The sequence below is a fragment of the Clostridium sp. UBA3061 genome (assembly GCF_002367465.1).
In the GTDB taxonomy this organism is placed as follows: domain Bacteria; phylum Bacillota; class Clostridia; order Clostridiales; family Clostridiaceae; genus Clostridium_J; species Clostridium_J sulfidigenes.
Window position 1 is genome coordinate 25677 of record NZ_DFCF01000008.1, and the last position, 24129, is coordinate 49805.

Here is a 24129-nt window from a genome sequence, read left to right on the forward strand (position 1 = left end):
ATCTGCCACTTTTGTTATAATGGAAAAAGAGGTGGTATGATGAGGACAATTCTAATAATTGAAGATGATAAAATTCTTAATAGGGGTGTTACCTTTGCATTAAGAAAAGAGGGATATAATATGCTCTCGGCTTATACAAAAGAGGAAGGCAAGAATTTAATTTTAAATAAAGATATTGACTTTTTATTGCTTGATATAAATTTGCCTGATGGCAGTGGACTGAAGTTATGTGATGATATTAGGGGTAGTGTCAATTTTCCTATTGTATTTTTAACTGCCAATGATACAGAGGAGGATATGGTTAAAGGCTTTAAAAGTGGTTGTGATGATTATTTAACAAAGCCCTTTTCCTTGGAAATATTAAAGCATAAAATTAATGCCATATTAAGAAGACAGTCAGCAGAAACTAAAGATACTTTTCAGTATGAAGATTTAAAAGTAGATTTTAATAGAAAATCTGTTTTTGAAAGAAAAAATGAAATTAATTTAACTAGTACTGAATATAAGCTTTTAGAACTACTTGTTAGAAATAAAGGTAAGGTGATGACTAAGGAAATGCTTCTAGAAAAGCTTTGGGATGTTAATGGTAACTTTGTAGATGAAAATACTTTAAGTGTAAATGTAAGACGTATACGCAAGAAAATAGAAAAAGATTCTAAAAACCCTAGGTATATTATTACTGTTTTTGGTATTGGCTATATGTTTGGAGAGTAGCATATGAAAAGTAATTTTTATAAGATGAAAAATATGATTCAAATATTAATTATATTAATTTGTTCAGCATTTACTGCATTTATAACTTTTTCAGTAAAAAATTTAAACGTAACTATTATCTCAACTCTTTTTTCAATAATAATTATTTTAGGATTTTATATGTATGAAGGACTATTTAAAAGTTATACGATAGAAATAATTATAAAACTTTCGGATATGTTAGCCATAATGACTGATATGAAGGAAAAAGAAGTGTTTTCTATAGTTGAAGATTCAATTTTCTCAAAGCTTCAATCTCAAACTATTAAGTTAACTAGAATTTTGAAAGCTCAAAATAAGCAAATAGAAGATGATAAGAATGAAATAAAGTCATTAATTTCTGATATAGCGCATCAACTAAAAACACCATTAACAAATTTAAAGATGTATGGTGAGTTTCTTCAATATGATAATTTGACAGAAGAAGAGAGAAGAGATTTTCAAGAAACAATTATGGTTTCTTTAAATGAGCTAAGTTTTTTAGTAGAAAGTATGATTAAAATGTCTAGGTTAGAAAGTGGTGTAATTCAGTTAAAGCCATGTTATGAAAGCTTAAATGAAACTATATTATTAGCAATAGGTCAAATACGCAAAAAGGCACAATTTAAAAATATAATTTTAGAGCTTAATGAAAAGGAAAAAGTTACAATTTTACATGATAGAAACTGGGCCATAGAGAGTGTATTTAACATTCTAGAGAATGCAGTAAAGTACACAAAAGAAAACGGAGTAATTAATATTTCTATACAAAGTTATGAAATATTTGCAAGGATAGATATTGAGGATAATGGTATAGGGATTAGTGAAGAAGAACTACCTAAAATATTTAGTAGGTTTTATAGAGGAAAGAATGTTGGCGATGTTGAAGGTATTGGTATAGGACTTTATTTAACAAGGGAAATTATTTCAAAACAAGGTGGATATATTAAAGTAAAATCAAAAAAACAGGGAACTGTATTTTCAATATTCTTACCTATTAAATAAATTAATTATCCAATAAGATAAATTGACATTTTTAATGATTCAACATAAAATAGTTTGCGGAGGAAATGGAGTGTTCTAATGCGAACTATTTTTTTATTTATTTTATACAAGGAGGTTAATTATTAAATATTTTTACAAATGAATAGTAGATTATATTGAAGATAACAATATAATAGAAAAATTACAAAGGATAAAGGTGATTCAATGGGCATATTAAATAGCATTATAGGTATTATATTTATTTTTATAGTAGCATTCTTACTGTCAAATAATAAAAAGAAAATAAACTGGAGAACTATTATTATAGGATTTTTAATTCAATTGGGTTTTGCAGTTATAGTTTTAAAGTCAGCTGTTGGGAAGAAAGCCTTGCAGAAGGTAGCCACAATGGCAACTTCAATTATCGGGTATGCAAATGAAGGAATAAATTTTTTGTTTGGAGCAGCTATACCTACTAATGGAGGAATGGTCTTTGCTTTTCAGGTATTAACCGTTATTATATTTATTTCATCTTTAGTTTCTGTATTATACTACTTTGGAATAATGCAATTTGTTGTAAAGATAATAGGTGGGGCTTTAGCAAAACTCTTAGGAACGTCTAAACTTGAAACTTTATCAGCAGCTGCAAATATATTTTTATCGCAAACAGAGTCACCTCTTTTAATAAAGCCATATATCAATAAATTGTCTACATCAGAATTATTTACCGTAATGGTTGGAGGTGTAGCTTCAGTTTCAGGTTCTGTTTTAGTTGGATATTCACTTATGGGGATTCCACTAGAATATCTTATCTCAGCAAGCTTTATGGCTGCTCCAGCAGGATTGATAATGGCGAAAATGATATTTCCAGAAAGTGATGCAAAAGCCTTAGAAGATAAAATTGAATTAGGAAAAGATGATTCAGTTAACGTGGTAGATGCAGCAGCGAAGGGAGCATCAGAAGGGTTAGGTTTAGCGCTAAACATAGGTGCCATGTTACTTGCATTTATTTCTCTTATAGCTTTAGTAAATGGAATAATAGGATTTATTGGTGGACTTGCAGGTATAGATGGATTAAGCTTAGAAATGATATTTGGATACATATTCTCACCAGTGGTTGCAATTATAGGAGTTCCTTGGAATGAGGCTTTAACAGCGGGAGCTCTTCTAGGACAAAAGATAATTTTAAATGAATTTGTTGCTTTTAGTAAACTAGGACCTATAATAGGTGACCTTTCACAAAAAACTGCAGCTATAATGACTTTTTCACTATGTGGTTTTGCAAATATATCTTCCATTGCTATTTTAATCGGTGGAATTGGAGGAATGGCGCCAAAGAGAAAGCATGAAGTTGCAAAATTAGGATTAAAAACTGTGGTTGCAGGTACTTTAGCAAACCTTTTAAGTGCAACTATTGCAGGACTTTTAATAGGATTATAAGATTATTAGTCATGTTGTAAATATCACAGAAAAGTTGATACTTTTATCTCATTTTAAGATAATTATATTTTCTTAAAATGAGATATATTTTTATTAGATATTAAAATAGATGTTAAAAACTTCATAATAAAAATATTATTATAATAAATAAAACCTATTTAAGTATGAAATAATATAATTAGAGGGTTTACTATTATTAAATTTTAAAACATAAGATTTCATTATGTAATTATATAAAAATATTTTTAAAATGACTTGACATTTAATATATAAACATGTAAATTAGTATTAACAAATTAAATTGAACAAAATTTAATTTAGATAAATAATATTTTGGTAAATTGATTTTAGGAGGAATAAAAGATGGCAAAGATAGTTAATTCAGCTGAATTTAATAATGAAATAAAAGATGGTGTTGTAGTAGTAGACTTTTTCGCAACATGGTGTGGACCTTGTAAAATGTTGGCTCCAATATTTGAAGAATTATCAACTGAAATGGAAGGCAAGGTTAAATTTATAAAAGTTGATGTGGATCAATGCCCAGACATATCAATGCAATATAGTGTAGCATCTATTCCTACAATAATAGTATTTAAAGATGGAAAAAATGTAAATACTACAGTAGGTTTTGTACCAAAAGAGAGAATAAAAGAAATTGTAGAAGCTTATATATAATAAAAATATAGGAGATTACTCCTATATTTTTAATCTGTAAATTTGGAGGATAAAGCTATGAGTGAAAGATATGATATTGCAATAGTTGGTAGTGGGCCAGCAGGAATATCAGCAGCTTTAAATGCAAAAATAAGAAATAAGAGTTTTGTCATTTTTGGTAATGATGAACTTTCAAATAAATTAGTAAAAGCTAATGAAATTAATAATTACCTAGGTTTCCATGGTAAAAGTGGTAAAGAGATACAACAAGCCTTTATCAATCACTTAAGAGCTATGGATATAAAAATAACAGAAGAAAAAATAAATAATATATATGCTATGGGAGATTACTTTGCTTTAATGGTAAATGATAAAACCTATGAAGCGACATCAGTAATATTAGCTACAGGAATTCAATATGGTAAGCTATTCCCTGGTGAAGAAAAACTTCTAGGTAAGGGTGTTGGATATTGCGCTACCTGTGATGCACCACTTTATAGAAACAAAGTAGTTACAATAATAGCCTATAGTAAAAAAGAAGAGGAAGAGGCAAACTTTATTGCTACTTTAGCATCAAAGGTATATTATGTTCCTATGTATAAAGAGTTTGTAAATGTTCATTCATCTATAGAAGTAGTAAATGATACACCAGTAGAAATAATTGGTGAAGATAAAGTGGAAAAGCTAGTTTTAAAGAATAAAGAAATTACTACTGATGGTTTATTTATACTAAGAGATAGCATATCACCAGGTCAATTAGTTCCGGGATTAAAAATCGTAGACAATCATGTAGAGGTTGATAGGCTAATGCAAACGAACTTAAAAGGTTGTTTCGCAGCAGGAGATATAGTAGGAAGACCTTATCAATATATAAAGTCTGCAGGAGAAGGAAATGTGGCTGCATTATCAGCGGTTTCCTATGTAGATTCAAAGGAAAAGTAAAATAAGAGATATTTGTATGAATTATTTATAATGTTATTCAAATTATTTGTTGTATTGACATATAAATTTTAAAATTGTAAAATAATCTCAAACAATATGATTTATTAAGAATTAATTTTAATAAGTCATTCTGTGAAATGGAGAATTTATATGAAGAATTGTGAATGTATTAAACTAGAAAATCAAATATGTTTTTCTCTATATGCAGCATCTAGAGAGGTAATAAAGTTGTATAAATCCATTCTTGATAAGCATAATCTTACTTATACACAATACTTAGCTATGTTAGTGTTATGGGAAGAAGAAAAGATGACAGTTAAGGACATTGGTAAAAGACTACACTTAGACTCAGGTACTTTAACTCCATTATTAAAAAAATTAGAATCTATGGGGATAATTACAAGACATAGAGACGTAAATGATGATAGAGTAGTCATAATAGAGTTAACAGAAGCTGGCTTAAAGCTAAAAAGTGAGATTTTAGATGTGCCAGGAGAAGTATTTTGCAAATTGAATATATCTAATGATGAAGCAAAGGAGCTTAAACGTAATTTAGATAATTTATTACAAAGTTTAGAATAGTGCAGCAAAAGTTTAATAACTATAGTAAATATTCATACAAAGTTAGTTATAGGAAAAATTATGGATAAAAACCTCTTTAGATTTTAACTAAAGGGGTTTTTTCATGAGTTAAGATTGAACTTTAATAGAGCTTATAGTAGTTCTAACTCTACTACTGTATCTTTTTCATCAGGAAGAATTGCACTAGGCAAGTGTATAAAGGCATCAGCTTCAAATTCTTCTGCCATCCATGGAAACTCTACTTTAATTTCAGAACAGTCTTTAAGCAATCTAGCTTTTTTTATTTTGCCCATTAGATTGTTCAGATTAGTGTGACCGATTCCTATATCATAAATATGAGCATAAAGTAAATTCCCATTTTGGGTATATCTCCCCCATTCTGGTTTTGGTAGGTAGCTACCTTTACAACCATAGATGCTATCTCCATTGTCATCAAGCCATTCCCCAACCTCTTCCAGGATAGCTACGGATTCTTTGGGAATTTCACCCTTTGCATTAGGTCCTACATTTAAAATCATATTACCGTTTTTGCTAACACATTCAACTAAGCTCCTAACCACTTGCTTTGAGGATTTATAATCTTTGTCCATAGAAGCATAGCCCCAATTATTATTGAGAGTAATACAAGCTTCCCAAGGTACAGGATTTCTATTTTCATTTAGTACGCCCCTTGGAGGAATAATTTGTTCTGGTGAGTCAAAGTCACCGGTATAAGGAGAAAGGTTAGCTTTTTTAATACTTTTTTTATCATCTAATCTGTTATCAATAATTATATCAGGTTGATATTTCCTTATCATATCTACTAGTTCAGTAGCTTTCCACTTTTCACCGGTCATATTATCATAAGAAAAGTCAAACCACATTATATCAATTTTACCGTAGCCAGTAACTAATTCCTTAACTTGATTATGAAAATACTTAACATAATTATCGAAGTTATGAATTTTATTTTTAAAGGCTTTGTTATTTCTCATTGGATGGTGCCTATCACCATAGGCTGGATAGTCTTCATGATGCCAATCAAGAAGTGAGTAATAAAGACCAATTTTAATGTCTTCTGTTCTGAAAGCATCTATGTATTCTTTAATTAAATCTCTTCCAGCTTTTGTATTAGTAGATTTATAGTCAGTATAAGCACTATCAAATAAGCAAAACCCATCGTGATGTTTAGCAGTCATAACTGCATATTTCATACCGGCTTTCTTTGCAAGTTTGGCCCATTGTCTAGGGTTATATTTGGTTGGATTAAATTCAGCAAAGTATGGTTTATATTCTTCAACAGTCATCTGTTGGTTAGTCATAATCCATTCTCCTGCAGCAGGTATACTATATAATCCCCAGTGTATAAACATTCCAAATCTAGCTTCTTGGAACCATTTAGTTCTTTCTTCACGTTGAAGATAAATTTTGCTTTCATTTTCAATATCTATCATGATTTCACCAATCCTTTCTATTTTAATTATACATTAATATTTTAAAAAATTGTAAAAGATTCACTTTTATTTTTAAGAAAATTCATTGAATAAAAGTATATATAAACTTACAATAGATGTAGTAGTTTATTTATTGAGTAGAATAGATAAGCTTATATTTAAACTGTGAAATACCCAGTAAGAAAATACATTTTATAAGGAGGATAGCAATGAAAAATAATTTAAAGAAACTAAGCTTAATTATTGGAACTATAATTATAGGTATAGCTTTATTTACAGGTTGCTCTAAGAAAGATGAAATAAAGGATGCCTTTAACATTTATAAAAATGCTTGGATTAAGCAAGATTTTAAAAGTATGTATAATATGCTTTCAGTGGAATCAAAAGCATATATAAACGAGGAAGAATTTTTAGAAAGATACACTAATATATATAGCGCTATTGTAGCTAGTAATATGGATATTCAAATAGTAGGAGAAAAGGAAAGAGATAAAAAGTCATTAGAAATACCATTTACTATGACTATGGATACAGTGGCAGGAAAGGTAGATATCAAAGATTATAAAGCAACTTTAGTTAAAGAAGAGGATGGGTATAAAGTAAAGTGGAATGAGAGTTTAATATTCCCTCAAATGGAAAAACTAGATGATAAGGTGAGGGTAGAAGATTATTACTCTAAACGTGGAAGTATATTAGATAGAAATGGGAACTTTTTAGCCCAAGATGATATAGTAAAGTCTGTAGGGATTCATCCAAGTAAATTTGAAAATAAAAAGTCAGAAAAAATAACAGCTATGGCAACTATATTAGACATAAGTGAGTCATATATAGAAGAACAGCTAGCAGCTAATACTAACCCAGATTATTTTGTACCAATAGTATCTGTACTTCAATCTGATTCTGAAAAGTTAAATAAGCTTTCCACTATTGAAGGTGTTCAAATAAACAATAAAAACTCCAGAGTTTACACCGGAGGAGAATCTTTTGGAAATCTAATAGGATATGTGGGGGCCATTACAGCAGAAGAACTAGAAAATAATAAAGATAAGGGTTATTCACAAATAAGTCTCCTTGGAAAAGCTGGTCTTGAGAAGGTTTATGAAGATATATTAAGGGGCCAAGATGGTGGAGAAATATACATTGAAAAGGGAGAAGAAAAAATAACTTTAGCTAAAACAGAAGCAAAGAATGGTCAGGATATAAAACTATCAATAGACCCAGAGATTCAAAGTAAGATATATAGTGAAATGAAAGGTGAGAAGGGAGCATCTACTGCAGTAGACCCTAAAACTGGAGAAGTTTTAGCTATGGTAAGTTCACCTTCCTATGATCCAAATATATTTGTAACATATAAAACAAAATCCTTAAGTGATAAGTGGAAAAAGCTTGATGGTCAGCAGTTTGACAATAGGTTTAATAATGTATACGCACCAGGCTCTACAATGAAGCTAGTTACAGCTGCTATAGGATTGGATGTAGGCGCACTTAATCCAGGAGAAACTATGGACATTAAGGGATTAGATTGGCAAAATAATTCATCATGGGGTGGATATAAGGTTACGAGAGTAAAAGATCCTGGTAAGGCTATAAACTTAAAAGAAGCTACAAAATACTCAGATAATATTTATTTTGCAAGAGTAGCATTGAATATAGGAGCAGATGCTTTTATAAATGGAGCTAAAAACTTTGGTATTGGAGAAGAGATAACTTTTGATTTCCCAATGGAAACTTCTCAAATTAGTAATGATAATACTTTAAGTAAAGAAATACTTCTTGCTGACACAGGATATGGTCAAGGTGAGGTGCTTATGTCACCATTAGATATTGCATTATCATATAGTGCATTAGGAAACAATGGAGATATAATGCAGCCAAGACTTAACATTGGAAAAAATCCAGAAGCAAAAGTATTGAAAAATGCTATAAAGGCAGAAAAAGTACCAGCTTTAGTAGATGCTTTCTCAGCTGTAATAAATGATTCAGATGGAACAGCTACCACTGCAAAAGTAAATGGATTTAATATAGCTGGTAAAACTGGAACTTCAGAGATAAAGAAAGACCAAAAAGATGAATCAGGTAAAGAAAATGGATGGTTTGTAGCTGTAAACACAGATGATTCTAAAATTGCCATATCTATGATAATAGAAGATGTAAAGGGTAGAGGCGGTAGTGGAATACCAACAGCTATGGTTAAAAATGTTATGGAATACTATTTAAAAAAATAATTATTCTTTATGGTGAAAAGTTATGCGTAAGATTTTATTACTGAAATCATTTCAGTATATAAGGAACTTTTATTTTACAGTAGTATAAAACAGGAGACATAATGTGTCTCCTGTTTTATTATAATATTAAACTTAATTTTATTTAATATATGAGGTGAAAACGAAGTGAAATTTAGTATAGGTGAAATGGCTAAACTACATAATATAAACATACAAACTTTAAGATACTACCATAATATTGGATTATTAGTTCCTGTAGAAGTAGATTCTAAGTCAGGTTATCGATATTATGATAGCACTTCTAGTCAGAGATTGTGGAAAATAAAAGCATTACAGTCTACGGGATTATCTCTTAGTGAAATTATGAAGATTTTAAGTGGAGATATATGTGAAACAGAAAAATTGTTTAATAATTTGAAAAATGTAATTGATGAAAACATAGAGAACTTAAAAAAAGTTTCTTATTATGTAGAAGAGCAATTAAAAAATATAAATGATTTAAGGAAAGGAAATTATTCTACAGAGCCGAGAATTATGGTATTAGAAAGAAGGGAAGGATATTTAATAGACGTAAATGAAAATAGCACTATAGATAATGTAATAAGGTCTTTGGTAAGTTTTGATAGAAATTGTAGTATTAGTGTAGAAGTTATGTTTAAGCCATCAAGGTTAATAAATATTAATGATAAAGGAGAAACTCATCTTAAAAGTTATCTGGCTCTTAGCAAAGAAGAAAAGCTAAATGATTCTAAGAATAAATACACATTAAAAGAAGGGGTTTATGGAGTCATTGACCATATAGGTAGTCGGGACAGTTTAAAAGAAAGTTATGATAGCTTATTAAAATATATAAAATCTTCTAAAATGGAATTACAAGGAATCGGTATAGAAGAATTAATTATAGGGCCAAACATATCTGATAATAATGAAGAATGGGTGAGACAGATTCAGCTATTATTGAAATAGTAATTATCGTGAAATATTTAAAGGATATAATTGGTAGTTTATTGACTAATTATATCCTTTAATTTTAAAATTTATTTGTCACCAGTAGGAAAGTCCTCTCCCATAATCCATGTAAATCCATATGCCTTAAGAGCTTCTATAAAATTCTTATTTCCTATACAAGACCAATTTGCTTTATAGTGAAGACCAAAATATCTTTGGGCCATATTAATATAACCTTGCTGTTCTATAGATGTAATAATCTTATTACTGTAATCTTCGCCACCTATATCTAAAGTCACTTCTTTCATTGATGTCATATTAGTTGGACTAAGGGGAAATTTTTTAGAATTGTATTTTTCATTTTGTAGCTTTACTAAAGTGTCTATAGTTAAGTCTTTATAGCTTTCCTCATGAACTATGGCTTCTATGCCTAACTTTGGAGCAGGAATTAAAGGTTGATTTGGATATCCAATACTTAAAAGAACTACAGGGAATACGCCTTCTGGAATATTAAATATAGATTTTAATTCCATAAAACAACTTTCTACTGTGCCTATATATACAGAGCCTAAACCTATAGAATCAGCAGCAGTACAAATATTTTGAGCACATATTATTGTATCTTGAAGAGCAATCCAAAAATGTCTATAACTCTTGGTAGCTACAAAAGGAGCATCAGAGGCTTCACACCAACGTTGAATTCTTCTCCAGTCAATACAGAATAGAAGATTAACAGGTGCATTTTTAACTAGTGATTGCATATCGCATTCATTAACTAAACGTTCCTTAGTATTATCATCAGTTATCTTTATTATAGAGTAAGGTTGAAGATTTCCTCCAGTAGCAGCATGTAAGCCGCAAGATATAATCTCATTCAATAGTTCATCAGGAATTTTCTTGTCTAGAAAGCTTCGGCAACTTGCACGTTCACATAATAATTTGATAGTATCATTTAAATATTCTTTATTCATAAAATCATCTCCTAAATTCAATATTTTATATTTCAAAGGTTAAACCCTATAGGGACTATAGAGTCAAGGAAGTTTATACAAATATAAAATAATTTTAATAATTATTTTAAGTGAAGATATAAAAAATACCTTTTAGTTATTATATAAATTACTAAAAGGTTGAAAAGAATATTATTAAAATATTAAACTATAATATCTATTTATATTTTTATCTAACTCATTCATGACAATGAATCTAGATTCTCTTAGGGTTTCTTTTCCTTGAGTAAAAAGTAAAATTGTAGGTGCTGTAAAAACTGAAAATTCTGCACACAAGGAAGGAAATTCATCAATACTAATTTTTATAGATTTAACCTTAGGATAATTAGTAAGCAAGTCATCTACTTTACAAAGCAGGTCATCATTTCCTCAAAAACATTTTCCAGTAAAGAAGCATAAAAGTAAATCCGTAGTATCAATTAGTTTTAAAAGGTATTCTTTAGAATTTAAGCTATTCATTTATGAACCTCCTATTAAGTTTATATATTTATATTATCTTATAAGATATAACTTTATTCATTATAAAAGTCAAATCAAAACTTAGATAAATACATCATTTAAATATCTTATTAATAAGTAGAAAGACACCAATTCCCAGACAAAGAAATATAATCATAATAATTATAGGTATGAGTTTAAAAAATTCAAGCATGAGTTTCTCCCCCTTAAAATCCTATATTTATACTTATTTTATAAAGGTAATGACAACAAATTCCATATAATTGGAATAATTATATATGGAAAACATGATGAATGTCAATATTAATTATGTATATAAACTTCAGAATAACTAAAATTCATTAGATTTTAAAGAATATTTGAATATTTATATGTAAAATTAGAATACGTTTAAATATAAAAAGTTATAAATACTCATGATATAATGTATTATAAATTATTAGTTAAAGAAGGGGATTTTAATGCCAAGGATAGGAATGAGGATTATAAAATCAGCAGTGGCAGTCTTTATATGTTTTTTAATATATTTAGTAAGAGGCACAGGAATGCCATTCTATTCAGCAATAGCGGCAATTTTATGCATGCAACAAGGTGTGGAGAGTACTAAGCAGGTTGGTTTAAATCGTACCATTGGGACTTTAATTGGAGGTGCCTTTGGAGTGATAGTGTTATTATTAGAAAGAAGATTTATACCTGAATCTATGCCACAACTAAGATATCTATTAACATCTGTAGCTATCATACCTTTAATATATACTACTATATTACTTGAAAGACAAACAGCATCCTATATTAGTTGTGTAGTATTTTTAAGTGTGGCTATAAATCATGGAGATGATGTAGTTCCTTATGCATTTACTATTAATAGGATTATAGACACTTTAATTGGGATTTTTATAGCGTTAGGGGTCAATGCTATGAGGTTACCTAAGAAGAGAAATACCAAAATTTTGTTTGTAAGTACACTAACGAATACTTTAATGGATTCTAAAAATCAAGTTAGTGCTTATACTAAGGTAAAACTAAAGGAAATGATAGAAGAAGGAGCACTAGTGACATTAGTAATAGATAAAACTCCAGAAACTGTAGCACCTATAGTTAGTAGTATGGATATTAAGTTACCAGTAATTACAATGAATGGAGCAGCAATATATGATTTTAATAAGAAAAGCTATGTTTACCATGAAGGAATAAATAATGAAATAGCTGAACGAATCTTAAATATATGTGATGAGTTATCTATAAATACCTTTACTCATACTATAATTAATAATGTGATGCACATTTATTATGGTAATTTTACTAATGAAGAAGAAAAGAGATTTTATAATTTAGAGAAAGTACTTCCATTGAAAAATTATATATATAGTAAACTACCACAAGGGCTAGACGTAATTTGCATCATGGTTATTAACAAGATAGATAAAATAGAAATACTACATAATAGGCTTAAAGGATGTAGGGATTATAAAAACATCAAGGTTATATATGAAAGATATAACGAAGATTACTATATTTTAAAAGTGTATAGTGGTAAAACATCTAGAGGAAGCGCTTTGATAAAGTTAAGAGAGATGATTAAAAGTGAGAAAGTAGTTGTATTTGCTGGTGTAGAACAGGATAGTTCTATGCTTGAAGTAGCAGATGAAGGATATGTAGTAGAAAATGCATCTATTACAGTTAAAGAAAATAATTCACAAATCATAGGAGATAATGAAAGTGATTCTGTAGTAAAGACTATTAAAAAAATATTTTATTCAAAAGTAATTAATTATTAAACTAATATATTAAATTTAAAGCTTCATTATTTTTATTTATCAACAAAAGGAAAACACGGTAAAGTGCTAAAAGATTAGAAACTTTACTGTGTTTTCTTTTTTATATAGGGGACATTGACTTTACACTTTATAGTCACAATTACAATTAAATTGGTTAATTACATATATTAAGTTAAACTATTGAATACAATCTATTATAATAATAACCTAATTATTACTATGAATTTTACGCAAGTTACATATAAGGAGTAGTAATACACAAATACCTAAAAATGCAATGGTAGTAGGGTCAGATGTCTTTATTAATCTAGGTACTGAAAATAAGAAAATCAATATAGCTATAATAGAAGCTATCAAATCTAATTTTAAATCTTTTCTGATAGATTTCATCAGAAGCACCTCACAATAAAAGATTCTAAATATAAATATAAATATAAATATAAGTTTAGTATAAAATGAATATAGAGGTGCTTTATATATATTAATGAAAGGAATTTGAGATTATTATTTCTATTAATATTTTACTGGTGTTGTAATTAAACCACCTCTATATAAGTGTGTTATTCATGTATGATTATAGCTTAAAATAATCTTGTAGTGTGGTTTTTGGAACGAAAGGTTAAATATCGAACATGTAAGTTAAGAATTAATGTAAAATAAAGTTTAAGTGTGAAAAATAAGGAATTTTAGGTATGAAATAAGTAATTTCATGAAAATTCAAAATAAAACATATAGCAATGGTGTATAATTTTGTTAAAACTTGAAATTAAGAAGGGATTTTATGATTAGTATTTTAGTAAAAAAAATTGTGAATTTTATTGCCACAGAATCTAATATAGAAGATATATATTATCTTGATAGAATTAGATATGGGGTAGAGATTTTTATAAGTGAAGGGATCAAATTCTTTATAATACTTTTAATATCTATTATGCTTAAAAGATTACCTGAATTTTTCATAATTACAGTATTAATTTTAGGGGTTAGAACTAAACTTGGAGGTGGGCATTGTAAAAGCTTTGCAAGATGCTTTATAAAGACTACAGGAATATATTTAAGTATGTATTTTTTATCTTCTATAATAATAATACCAAGATTCATAAGAGTTTTAATATTAGTATCTGTTATAGCTACAATTTTTACTGCTAAATATAGAACTAAGATTAAAGCAATAGAAGATCCTAAGGTAATTTTAAAATTAAAATTAAAGACAAGCTTCATATATTTATTTACATATACTTTAGTAAGAGTAGTAAATGATTCTGTGTACATAAATCTTGTATTATTATTTGGAACATATATGATTTATGAATATTATATGAATAACAGGGGGAAATCTGTAATGAAAAATTTAATGAAAAAATTCGACTTAAGAAAACTTATGAGTGGTGTATTAACTAATGCTAGTATAGGAGTAGGAGAAGCAGCACTGAAATCTTCTTCTATATTCTTTTGGGGAGAAGTTGAATTACCATTAGAATTAAGAGAAAAAAGAAAGTAATAATTATCTAAAATGTGCTATAATTGTTAGGGGTGATGAAGATGCAATTATTGTTAATAGAAGATGATATTATTCAAAGTGATAATTTGTCTAACCTAATTAAAGAAAGCTATAATAATGTGGAGCTCCTAACGGCACATTCATTTAAAGAGTCATTAAAAGTCATTAGTGAAAAAAATGTTGACTTATTCTTTATTGACATTAACTTACCAGATGGATCTGGGATAGATATAGCTAAAAAAATTAGAGCTATGGAAGGCTGTGAATTAAAAGGAATAGTATTTATAACAAGTCAAGGTTATCAGATGGTAGATGCATTTAAAAATATACACTGCTATGATTTCTTAATAAAGCCCTATAGTAAAAAAGATATTAAAAGAATCATAGATGTGTTTATGAAAGAAAATGTTAAAAAAAATGACAATCGAAAGTATAGTATGATAACTATAGAAAATAAAATAACCTATAAACTCTATCATGATGATATAGTTTTTGCTGAGTATATACCAAGGAAGTGCAAAATTGTAACAGTTAAGAATGGAGTAATTTATGCAAAATTATCTCTAGGGAAGCTTTTAAGTATGATTGAATCAAATAGTATAGTACAATGTCATAAATCCTTTATTGTAAACACTAAATATATAAAAAGAATAGACAAGATGTATACTAAGTTATGGAAAGTACATTTTGTTAACATCAGCGACATTATTGACTTATCTATAAGTTACTGTGAAAAAGTATTTGAAATTTTAGGGTATGAAAATGAGTATAAATAATTTTTTAGAGTTGTTTACATTAGGTATGATTTGCAATATTTTATTTGATAAAATTAATATTAAAAATGTTTTAATTTCTATTATATTAGCATATGTTTTTGGTATTGTTATAAAAATACCAGTAGTTACTATAGGAGCTTTAACTATAATATATGCATTCATAAATAAATTTTTACATAATGACACTTTTTATAAATCACTAATAAAGATAACTATATCGTTATTAGTTTTAATGATAGCAGAAAGTATTGTTGGAATTATAGTAGGTATATTAGATATTAATACAGAGAGTATAAATTTAACCTTAACATTAGTGGGTGTATTTACAATTACCTTAGGTACTATATATTACTTTACTAAATATATTAAGGTGAATATTTCAACTATACCTAAGATAAGTACTAAAATTATCATAACAGGAATAGTTAATTTATTTCTAATATTAACTATATTAATATTTATAAATGATAGTCATTTTATAGGCAGTGGATTAAGAATTGGATTATTTTCAGCATTGTTAGTATTCATTGTAATAACCATGATTTTGTGTAGGGATATATATAAAATTATGAAGGAAAATGAAATATTAGAAATTCAAAATAAATATAATTTGATTTTAAATGAGTATATTGAGAAGTTAAGGGCTAGTGAACATGAATATAAAAATCATTTAAATGTGATATACTCAACTCTTCAGGTGGGAAATTATGATGAAGTTAATAAAGTAATAAAGAAGTATATAGAAGATATAACTTATAAAGATACTTTAACAAAGCTAATGGCAATAGATAATATAATTTTAAGAGCTCTTATTTATAGTAAAATTTGTGAAGCAGAAAAAGCCGATGTAAGCATAAAGTGTAACATTAAAAATAGCTTGAATAATATAAAGATTAGTCAATCAGATATGGTAATTATATTAACTAATTTACTAAATAACGCTATAGAAGCAGCTAAGGAGAGTCCAAATAAATTAGTTGAGATATATATAGATGAAGATTATTCTACCAACGGTAGATATGTTATCACTATAAAAAACACTGTAAAAGATATGAATAAAATAAATATATCCTCAATGTTTAAAGAAGGATATTCAACTAAGGGTTCTAGTAGGGGCTATGGACTACATAATGTTCAAAAAATAGTGAGTGGTAATAAAGGCAATATTTTAATAGAAACAGACGACGATATGCTTTCTGTTGAAATACATATTTAAAAACATAGAAAATGGATATCAATTAATTTTGATATTCATTTTTTGATAATAATCATATATACCTTGAAGAAATTATAATAAAGTTATTGAAAAAAGCGCTTTTAAATATACTATAAAATGATATAATTAAATGGAGAATTATTATTACTTAATAAAGTTATTGTTTAGTGAAGGTTATGCAGTTATAAGATTTTATAAGTCTTATGTGTGCTATGAACCTAGGAGGAATATGGTTATGGATTATAATAGAGCTATAGAAATGGTAAAGAGGAATCCAATTATTATAAAAACTATAAAGAACCCAACAGAAGAAATGAAGCTTTTGGCCGTAGAGAAGGATGGAATGTCTCTACAGTACATAAAAAATCCAACAGAGGAAATGAATATAAAAGCATTGAAGAGTAATATAAATGCTATTGAATTTATAGATGAGCCTACCTTAGAAATGAAAGAGTATGCAGTAAAGGAAAGCTGGAATACTTTAAAATATATAGATGCTCCTAGTGAAGAACTAGTAAATCTAGGGATTGAACAAAAGGGATGGGCTATTCAGTATATAAAGAATCCTAGCTGTTATCTTCAGAGGTTGGCTATTGAGAAAAATTATGATTCCATTAAGTATATAGAAAATCCTTGTGAAGAGGTGCAGCTAGTGGCTGTAAATATTAGCTATGATGCCCTAAGGTATATTAACAATCCTAGTGAAAAAGCTGAGATATCTGCCATTAGAAATAATGAAGCTGCTATTAAGTTTGTTCATAATCTAGATAAAGAAAAGATGATAAAATTTTTAAAAGAAAATATACTAGTAATTAAGTATCTTATAAAAGATATTTCTATAGAAGAGCTCGAAGGAGTATTAAAAGAAAGATTATCTAGTGAAGATATAGAAGAGAGATATGTAAGAAATTTTATCAATTGTGAAAGTATAAATAAAAAGTATAATAATATTTCTATGGATAAGATTATATTTATTCATAAGTATGGAAGTAGTAGAGCAAAAAGAGTTGCTATAGATGAAAAGCTAAAGATTATGTAGGAGGATAATGCAAATGAACTTTAATGATACATTAAAAAGTGTAGAGCTTGTAATAGAAACTAATGAAGTACCTCTTATTGTAGGAGAGAGTGGAATAGGCAAGACTGCTCTTGCAAAGACTTTGGCGAGACAAAGAGAATGGAGTTTAGTTGTTATAGATGGAAACCTTTTAAAGGAGGGTGAAATAGGTGGACTCCCTACAGTGGAAGAATATACTATTAAAGATGAACATGGAAGAGTAGTAAGTAAAAAGACAACTATCTATGCTATTCATACAAAGCTTAGAGAAATAGATAATCTTATTTTAGAAGGTAAAGATGTACTTTTATTTATAGATGAAATAAATAGGTGTGAGCATAGTGTACAACAAGAGCTTATGAATTTGATATTAAATAGAGAGATAAATGGATATAAGCTTCATTATAAAGTAAAGATATTAGCTGCAATGAATCCATCCAGTAAATACGGCTCAGACTTTGATTATCAAGTAGTAGATATGGATGCTGCCCAAGAAAATCGATTTGTTTGGCTTAACATGGAAAGTGATGCAAAGGGTTGGATTAAATGGGCTTCGGAAAATAAAGTTGATAGAAAAGTAATAGAATTCATATCTACTTTTCCAGAGCATCTACACAGTATTAACGAAGATGATATAAGGGCTACCCCACGAAGCTTTGAAAGAGTGTCTAAAAGTTATAAGTTATATAAAGAAAATAAAGATAGTATACCAAGAAGAGTATTTTTAAATGTTTTAAGGGGGAATCTTGGAAGAATTATTGCAGAGCAACTTATGGATTTTATGGAGTCGGATAATACTGCTTTAATTTCTCCAGAAGAAGTATTTGAAGAAGAAGTTTTATCAGAGCAGGTTAAAATTAGGATATCCAATGAGAGCCACACTAGATTATATTTAACAGGAAGTAATATGATAAATTATATTAGCAGCAAAGTTGAAGAGCTAGAAGTAGCAGCTATAAAGAGAGTTATAGATAGATTTGTAGAGTTTCTTAGCTTTTATCCAGTAGATTTGATGATTGGAATTATGCAGGATATGAGAGAAAGTCAAAAAAAAATATATAATTTCATATTAGAAAATGAAGACTTTGTAGAGAATTACTTTGCAACTTATACTGAGATAAAAGGGTAGATAGGCATGAGTAAGAATTTTGAAGAATTAAGGGTTGAGCTTTATAATAGGGTAACTAATATAGTTAATGGTGGAGAGATGTTTAAAGCCAGAAGAGATGGCGAAAAATTTGTAGTAGATATGCCAGAAGACTTAAAGTTGGAGTTTTATAGACTAGTAGATAGAGTAAATCTAGCCATGATGGAAGATAAGGAAAATTTCTATGGATACTTTTTATTTCAGGTAAAAAGAGAAATAAGATATGATATAGCTACACCTACAGCCATAAGTTTTAAGGGAGCTAAATATATTGTTTATTTTAATCCTTTTATATTTTTACAACTTAATTTGAGTCAGATGCAAGGGACTATAAAACATGAAATACATCATATTTTAGCATTACATTTAGTAAGGGCAAAGGAATTAAGAAAAAAATACAGTACCTTAGCTGTTAATATGGCTATGGACATAGTTGCAAATCAATATGTTAATTTCTTACCTGCCTATGCAACTACCTTAGAGTGGGTAAATACAAAATATAATTTGAAGTTAGAACCATATAATTCTATGGAGTACTATGTGAGAGAAATTCAAGGAGAATTGGATTTGTTAGAAGAGGACAAAGAAGGAGAAGAGGATGATTCTAAAGGTGATACTAAGGATGAATATGATCCTAAAAAGACTCATGATACCTGGGATGAATCTGATGATATAGATGATAAAACTCTGAAGTCTTTTACGGAGAAATTTGCAGAGCTTTCTAGTAAAGGAAAGCTTCCAATAGAGATAGAAGCTATGCTAAACACTTTAAAGGGAAGTGAAAATGAAATCCCATGGAATATTTATTTAAAAAAAATAATGGGAACCTTAGAGAGTAGTAAGAAGAAAACTGTAACAAGAAGAAGTCGAAGACAACCTAATAGATTAGATTTAAAAGGGGAGTTAAGAGGTCATAGGGCTAAAATTGCTGTAGCTATAGATATAAGTGGAAGTATAAGTGATGCTGAGTTTATGCAAGCTATGAAAGAAGTACTTTCAATAGTAAAAAATTATAATAGTGAAGTTACTATAATAGAGTGTGATAGCAATATTAGAAGAACATATAGGGTTAAGTCTGTAAAGGATATAAGAGAAAGGGTTACTAAAGGGGGAGGAACACAGTTTACTCCTGTATTTGAATATATAAATAACACTGACACTAACTTACTTATATACTTTACTGATGGTAAAGGTGAAGATAACTTAAAGGTTACTCCAAAAGGTTATAGAACTTTATGGATAATATCAGGCAGAGGATATAAATTATCTTTAAAGGAGCCTTATGGAGTAGTAAAGAGGCTTAAGGCTATAGAAGAGAAGGATGAGTTTATAGATATACATGACGTAAGAAATGATGGTTGGTCCATGAATAGTGTTGAACCTACAATATAGAGTATTAAAAATTATATAGTTTTACCAATGAGGCTTTTACAAAATAGATAGCTCTGTTTTGTGAATGCCTCATTTTCTTATAGTTAAGTAATAAGTCTTTAATAAATTTTAATGCTATACATAATATCCACTTATTTAGCTCAACATATAAATGGTATAAGAGTAAAAATTAAAGATTTATAACTTAGAGCAAAGTAACAAAAGGCTATTGAGGCATTAGATATATGTCTCAATACCTTCATATCAATATATTTAAACTGTAAGAAAAGAGGTAATAACATGAGAAAAATGAAGACTATGGATGGTAATACAGCAGCAGCACATATATCCTATGCATTTACAGAAGTAGCTGCTATATTCCCAATTACACCATCTACACCTATGGCTGAGCTAGTAGATGAATGGGCCGCTAAGGGGAGAAAAAATATATTTGGTCATCCTGTTAAAGTAGTAGAGATGCAATCTGAGGCAGGGGCAGCAGGAGCATTACATGGTTCCTTACAAGCAGGAGCTCTATCATCTACATATACAGCATCACAAGGTCTATTACTTATGATACCTAACATGTATAGGATGGTAGGAGAAAGATTACCTGGAGTTATACATGTTGCAGCTAGAGCTCTTACTACGTCATCCTTAAGTATATTTGGTGACCATCAAGATGTTATGGCTACAAGACAAACAGGATTTGCAATGCTTGCAGAAGGCTCTGTTCAGGAGGTTATGGATTTAGCAGCAGTAGCACATTTAAGTGCTATAAAGGCTAGAATGCCATTTCTTAGTTTCTTTGATGGCTTTAGAATTTCCCATGAAATACAAAAGGTTGAGGTTATAGAGCAGGAGGAACTTGCAAAACTAGTAGACTATAAAGCTATTGATGAGTTTAGAAAAAATGCTTTAAATCCAGATCATCCAGTTACAAGGGGAACTGCTCAAAATCCTGATTTGTATTTTCAAATGTGTGAATCACTTAATAGATACTATGAAGATATACCTACTGTAGTAGAAAATTATATGAGTGAAATAACAAAACTAACAGGAAGAGAATATCACTGTTTTGATTACTATGGAGCACCGGATGCGGATAGGATAATCATATCAATGGGTTCTGTATCTGAAGTAGTTGAGGAAACTATAGATTATCTAAGAGATAAGGGAGAAAAGGTAGGACTTGTAAAAGTAAGACTTTATAGACCTTTCTCTATAGAGAAGTTTATAAAAGCTATGCCAAGTACAGTTAAGAAGATAGCAGTACTTGATAGAACTAAGGAGCCAGGTTCTATAGGGGAACCTCTTTATCTAGATGTAGTAAGAGCACTATTTGGAAAAGCAAATGCTCCATTAGTAGTAGGTGGAAGATTTGGACTTGGTTCAAAGGATCCGATTCCAGCTCATATAGCTGCCGTATTTGAAAATCTTAAAGAAGATAAACCTAAGGATAGATTTACCATAGGAATAATTGATGATGTTACAAACTCATCACTAATGCCAAAGGAGGATATAGATGCTACGCCAGAAGGCACAACCTCGTGTAAGTTCTGGGGATTAGGTTCTGACGGTACCGTTGGAGCTAATAAGAGTGCTATAAAGATTATTGGAGATCATACAGATATGTATGCTCAAGGATATTTCTCTTATGATTCTAAGAAATCAGGTGGAATAACTGTTTCTCACTTAAGATTTGGTAATAAACCAATTAAATCTCACTATACCATTGACAAGGCAGATTTTGTTGCTTGCCATAACCAATCCTACGTATATAGCTATAACTTATTACAAGGATTAAAGAAGGGTGGAAAATTCCTTTTAAATACTCAATGGACAGAAAAAGATTTGGAAGATAGATTACCAGCTGACTTAAAAAGATATATATCAGAAAATAATATAGAGCTCTACATCATAAATGCAGTTAAAATAGCCCAAGAAATTGGGTTAGGTGGAAGAATAAATATGATAATGCAAGCTGCCTTCTTTAAGATAGCAGATATCATACCTATTGAAGATGCAGTAAAATATTTAAAAGAAGCAGTTATAACTTCCTATGGTAAGAAGGGTGAAAAAGTTGTAAATATGAACCATGCTGCCATTGATTCAGGAATAAATTCTATAGCTAAAATAGAAGTTTCAAGTAAATGGAAGGATGCTAAGGATGATAAGTTAGATATAATGAAGGATTATCCTGCATTTATTAAGGATATTGTAGAACCAATGAATAGGATGGAAGGAGATGATATTCCAGTTTCTACATTGGTTAGAGAGGGAGTAGATGATGGTACCTTCATGGCAGGTACTACTGCCTTTGAGAAGAGAGGAATAGCAGTAAATGTACCACAGTGGATTTCAGAGAACTGTATTCAATGTAACCAATGTTCATATGTATGTCCACATGCCACTATTAGAGCCTTTCTATTAGATGAAAAAGAAAAAGAAAATGCTCCAAAGGATATGAAGTTGCTAGAAGCCAAGGGTCTTAAAACAGAAGCTCCAATGTTTTTCCATATAGGAGTTACGCCTTTAGATTGCACTGGATGTGGAAACTGTGCAGAAGTTTGTCCAGCTAAAGAAAAAGCCTTAGTTATGAAACCACAGGATAGCCAACATGATCAAATAGAAGTCTGGAATTATGTTGTAGAAAAAGTTGCAAACAAGAAGAATCCATTGAACAAAAATACTGTGAAGGGTAGTCAATTTGAGCAACCTCTCCTTGAATTCTCAGGTGCATGTGCAGGATGTGGAGAAACTCCATATGCTAAACTTGTAACTCAATTATTTGGAGATAGAATGATGGTAGCTAATGCTACTGGTTGTTCATCAATTTGGGCAGCTGGAGGACCTTCAACAGCCTATAGACCTAATAAAGAAGGCTATGGACCAGCATGGGCTAACTCACTCTTTGAAGATAATGCTGAGTATGGTTTTGGAATGTTTATGGCTGTTAAAACCATAAGAGAAAGAATTGCACAGAATATAAGAGAAGCTCTAAGTGGCAATATCTCAGAGGTAGCTAAGCCTGTGTTACAGGATTGGTTAGATAACATAGATAAGAGTGAAGGTACAAGAGATAGAGCAACTAAGTTAACCCAAGTTCTTCAGAAAGAAAATAGTGAAATAGCTAAGAAGATACTAGAAGATAAAGAATTCTTTGTTAAGAGATCTCAATGGCTATTTGGAGGAGATGGATGGGCTTATGATATAGGATATGGTGGCCTTGACCATGTATTGGCATCAGGAGAAAATGTAAATGTATTAGTCTTTGATACAGAAGTTTATTCTAATACAGGAGGTCAATCATCAAAATCAACTCCAACGGCTGCGGTAGCTAAGTTTGCAGCATCAGGAAAACGAACTAAGAAGAAGGATTTAGGAATGATGGCTATGAGCTATGGTTATGTATATGTAGCTCAAGTATCCATGGGAGCAGATAAAAATCAGACTATAAAAGCTATTTCAGAAGCTGAAGCTTATGATGGACCATCATTAATAATAGCTTACTCTACATGTATTAATCATGGTATTAAAGCTGGAATGTCTTATTCACAAGAAGAACAGAAGAGAGCAGTAGAGTGTGGATATTGGACTTTATATAGATATAATCCAGATTTAAAAGGAACTAAGAATCCATTCTCCTTAGATTCAAAAGCACCAAATGGAAGCTTTAAAGACTACTTATTAGGTGAGGTTAGATATGCATCTTTAGCCAAGGTATTTCCAGAAGTAGCAGAGGAATTATTTGCAAAGACAGAAGCAGATGCTATGGAAAGATATAATAACTATAAGAAGTTATCAACTCAAGAATAAAAAATTAGAAGACCATTTCATAGTTATGATATGGTCTTCTATAATTTAGATACAT

The 24129-nt window shown here is 29.4% G+C and carries 20 protein-coding genes; 16 read left to right on the forward strand and 4 right to left on the reverse strand.

Annotated features, from left to right (window positions below; translation table 11 throughout):
• The first annotated feature begins 36 nt into the window (after positions 1 to 36).
• The 6 genes from B2P65_RS06500 (at position 37) to B2P65_RS06525 (ending at position 5334) form a co-directional block, all read left to right on the forward strand.
• The gene (locus B2P65_RS06500) at positions 37 to 714 is read left to right on the forward strand and encodes a response regulator transcription factor (protein WP_346879811.1); all 678 of its coding nucleotides are present in this window, start codon (positions 37 to 39) and stop codon (positions 712 to 714) included.
• Positions 715 to 717: 3 nt separating this feature from the next.
• Positions 718 to 1737: a HAMP domain-containing sensor histidine kinase gene (locus tag B2P65_RS06505; RefSeq protein WP_346879812.1), complete on the forward strand. Its 1020-nt coding sequence runs from the start codon at positions 718 to 720 to the stop codon at positions 1735 to 1737.
• A gap of 204 nt (positions 1738 to 1941) precedes the next feature.
• Positions 1942 to 3156, forward strand: a complete 1215-nt coding sequence (locus B2P65_RS06510) for a NupC/NupG family nucleoside CNT transporter (protein WP_346879813.1) — start codon at positions 1942 to 1944, stop codon at positions 3154 to 3156.
• Positions 3157 to 3519: 363 nt separating this feature from the next.
• On the forward strand, positions 3520 to 3831 hold the full coding sequence (gene trxA, locus B2P65_RS06515; protein ID WP_035134706.1) for a thioredoxin: 312 nt from the start codon (positions 3520 to 3522) through the stop codon (positions 3829 to 3831).
• A gap of 57 nt (positions 3832 to 3888) precedes the next feature.
• Entirely contained in the window at positions 3889 to 4752 is an 864-nt protein-coding gene (locus B2P65_RS06520; RefSeq protein WP_346879814.1) for an NAD(P)/FAD-dependent oxidoreductase, read from the forward strand.
• 150 nt (positions 4753 to 4902) lie between these two features.
• Positions 4903 to 5334, forward strand: a complete 432-nt coding sequence (locus tag B2P65_RS06525) for a MarR family transcriptional regulator (protein ID WP_346848728.1) — start codon at positions 4903 to 4905, stop codon at positions 5332 to 5334.
• A gap of 131 nt (positions 5335 to 5465) precedes the next feature.
• Here the strand turns inward: B2P65_RS06525 and B2P65_RS06530 are convergent, their stop codons facing one another.
• The gene (locus B2P65_RS06530) at positions 5466 to 6767 is read right to left on the reverse strand and encodes an alpha-L-fucosidase (protein ID WP_346879815.1); all 1302 of its coding nucleotides are present in this window, start codon (positions 6765 to 6767) and stop codon (positions 5466 to 5468) included.
• 209 nt (positions 6768 to 6976) lie between these two features.
• Between B2P65_RS06530 and B2P65_RS06535 the strand changes: the two genes are divergently transcribed.
• Positions 6977 to 8992, forward strand: coding sequence for a penicillin-binding transpeptidase domain-containing protein (locus B2P65_RS06535; RefSeq protein WP_346879816.1), 2016 nt, complete (start codon positions 6977 to 6979; stop codon positions 8990 to 8992).
• Between the two features lie 165 nt (positions 8993 to 9157).
• Positions 9158 to 9958 carry a MerR family transcriptional regulator gene (locus tag B2P65_RS06540; RefSeq protein ID WP_346879817.1) on the forward strand — a complete coding sequence of 267 codons (801 nt, stop codon included), beginning with the start codon at positions 9158 to 9160 and terminating at the stop codon, positions 9956 to 9958.
• A gap of 71 nt (positions 9959 to 10029) precedes the next feature.
• Here B2P65_RS06540 and B2P65_RS06545 read toward each other — a convergent pair whose 3' ends face one another.
• Together B2P65_RS06545 and B2P65_RS18055 are read right to left on the reverse strand one after the other, a co-directional pair.
• Entirely contained in the window at positions 10030 to 10911 is an 882-nt protein-coding gene (locus tag B2P65_RS06545) for a nitroreductase family protein (RefSeq protein WP_346879818.1), read from the reverse strand.
• 174 nt (positions 10912 to 11085) lie between these two features.
• Positions 11086 to 11286: a thioredoxin family protein gene (locus B2P65_RS18055; protein WP_346876296.1), complete on the reverse strand. Its 201-nt coding sequence runs from the start codon at positions 11284 to 11286 to the stop codon at positions 11086 to 11088.
• Positions 11287 to 11870: 584 nt separating this feature from the next.
• Between B2P65_RS18055 and B2P65_RS06550 the strand changes: the two genes are divergently transcribed.
• Positions 11871 to 13187: an HAD hydrolase family protein gene (locus tag B2P65_RS06550; protein ID WP_346879819.1), complete on the forward strand. Its 1317-nt coding sequence runs from the start codon at positions 11871 to 11873 to the stop codon at positions 13185 to 13187.
• A 207-nt stretch (positions 13188 to 13394) separates the two neighbouring features.
• On the opposite strand, the gene B2P65_RS06555 is transcribed toward B2P65_RS06550, so the two are convergent.
• Positions 13395 to 13577: a hypothetical protein gene (locus tag B2P65_RS06555; RefSeq protein WP_150845295.1), complete on the reverse strand. Its 183-nt coding sequence runs from the start codon at positions 13575 to 13577 to the stop codon at positions 13395 to 13397.
• 391 nt (positions 13578 to 13968) lie between these two features.
• On the opposite strand from B2P65_RS06555, the gene B2P65_RS06560 reads away from it, so the two are divergent.
• From B2P65_RS06560 to nifJ, 7 genes are all read left to right on the forward strand, one after another.
• Positions 13969 to 14688, forward strand: a complete 720-nt coding sequence (locus B2P65_RS06560) for an accessory gene regulator B family protein (RefSeq protein ID WP_346876298.1) — start codon at positions 13969 to 13971, stop codon at positions 14686 to 14688.
• A gap of 41 nt (positions 14689 to 14729) precedes the next feature.
• On the forward strand, positions 14730 to 15464 hold the full coding sequence (locus B2P65_RS06565) for a LytTR family DNA-binding domain-containing protein (protein ID WP_346879820.1): 735 nt from the start codon (positions 14730 to 14732) through the stop codon (positions 15462 to 15464).
• Entirely contained in the window at positions 15451 to 16680 is a 1230-nt protein-coding gene (locus tag B2P65_RS06570; protein WP_346876299.1) for a sensor histidine kinase, read from the forward strand. The genes B2P65_RS06565 and B2P65_RS06570 overlap by 14 nt, the downstream gene beginning before the upstream one ends.
• Before the next feature lie 235 nt (positions 16681 to 16915).
• A complete protein-coding gene (locus B2P65_RS06575) occupies positions 16916 to 17719 on the forward strand; it encodes a hypothetical protein (protein ID WP_346848739.1) in 804 nt (267 codons plus the stop codon).
• Positions 17720 to 17732: 13 nt separating this feature from the next.
• Entirely contained in the window at positions 17733 to 18866 is a 1134-nt protein-coding gene (locus B2P65_RS06580) for an ATP-binding protein (RefSeq protein WP_346876300.1), read from the forward strand.
• A 6-nt stretch (positions 18867 to 18872) separates the two neighbouring features.
• A complete protein-coding gene (locus B2P65_RS06585; protein WP_346879821.1) occupies positions 18873 to 20276 on the forward strand; it encodes a VWA-like domain-containing protein in 1404 nt (467 codons plus the stop codon).
• A 279-nt stretch (positions 20277 to 20555) separates the two neighbouring features.
• A complete protein-coding gene (gene nifJ / locus B2P65_RS06590) occupies positions 20556 to 24074 on the forward strand; it encodes a pyruvate:ferredoxin (flavodoxin) oxidoreductase (protein ID WP_346876302.1) in 3519 nt (1172 codons plus the stop codon).
• Positions 24075 to 24129 lie beyond the last annotated feature (55 nt).

What these genes read in the sequence shown, in the direction of transcription:
- B2P65_RS06500 (WP_346879811.1), top strand. Translation starts at nt 37, where the DNA reads ATGATGAGGACAATTCTAATAATTGAAGATGATAAAATTCTTAATAGG.
- B2P65_RS06505 (WP_346879812.1), top strand. Translation starts at nt 718, where the DNA reads ATGAAAAGTAATTTTTATAAGATGAAAAATATGATTCAAATATTAATT.
- B2P65_RS06510 (WP_346879813.1), top strand. Translation starts at nt 1,942, where the DNA reads ATGGGCATATTAAATAGCATTATAGGTATTATATTTATTTTTATAGTA.
- trxA (WP_035134706.1), top strand. Translation starts at nt 3,520, where the DNA reads ATGGCAAAGATAGTTAATTCAGCTGAATTTAATAATGAAATAAAAGAT.
- B2P65_RS06520 (WP_346879814.1), top strand. Translation starts at nt 3,889, where the DNA reads ATGAGTGAAAGATATGATATTGCAATAGTTGGTAGTGGGCCAGCAGGA.
- B2P65_RS06525 (WP_346848728.1), top strand. Translation starts at nt 4,903, where the DNA reads ATGAAGAATTGTGAATGTATTAAACTAGAAAATCAAATATGTTTTTCT.
- B2P65_RS06530 (WP_346879815.1), bottom strand. Translation starts at nt 6,767, where the DNA reads ATGATAGATATTGAAAATGAAAGCAAAATTTATCTTCAACGTGAAGAA.
- B2P65_RS06535 (WP_346879816.1), top strand. Translation starts at nt 6,977, where the DNA reads ATGAAAAATAATTTAAAGAAACTAAGCTTAATTATTGGAACTATAATT.
- B2P65_RS06545 (WP_346879818.1), bottom strand. Translation starts at nt 10,911, where the DNA reads ATGAATAAAGAATATTTAAATGATACTATCAAATTATTATGTGAACGT.
- B2P65_RS06550 (WP_346879819.1), top strand. Translation starts at nt 11,871, where the DNA reads ATGCCAAGGATAGGAATGAGGATTATAAAATCAGCAGTGGCAGTCTTT.
- B2P65_RS06555 (WP_150845295.1), bottom strand. Translation starts at nt 13,577, where the DNA reads ATGAAATCTATCAGAAAAGATTTAAAATTAGATTTGATAGCTTCTATT.
- B2P65_RS06560 (WP_346876298.1), top strand. Translation starts at nt 13,969, where the DNA reads ATGATTAGTATTTTAGTAAAAAAAATTGTGAATTTTATTGCCACAGAA.
- B2P65_RS06565 (WP_346879820.1), top strand. Translation starts at nt 14,730, where the DNA reads ATGCAATTATTGTTAATAGAAGATGATATTATTCAAAGTGATAATTTG.
- B2P65_RS06570 (WP_346876299.1), top strand. Translation starts at nt 15,451, where the DNA reads ATGAGTATAAATAATTTTTTAGAGTTGTTTACATTAGGTATGATTTGC.
- B2P65_RS06575 (WP_346848739.1), top strand. Translation starts at nt 16,916, where the DNA reads ATGGATTATAATAGAGCTATAGAAATGGTAAAGAGGAATCCAATTATT.
- B2P65_RS06580 (WP_346876300.1), top strand. Translation starts at nt 17,733, where the DNA reads ATGAACTTTAATGATACATTAAAAAGTGTAGAGCTTGTAATAGAAACT.
- B2P65_RS06585 (WP_346879821.1), top strand. Translation starts at nt 18,873, where the DNA reads ATGAGTAAGAATTTTGAAGAATTAAGGGTTGAGCTTTATAATAGGGTA.
- nifJ (WP_346876302.1), top strand. Translation starts at nt 20,556, where the DNA reads ATGAGAAAAATGAAGACTATGGATGGTAATACAGCAGCAGCACATATA.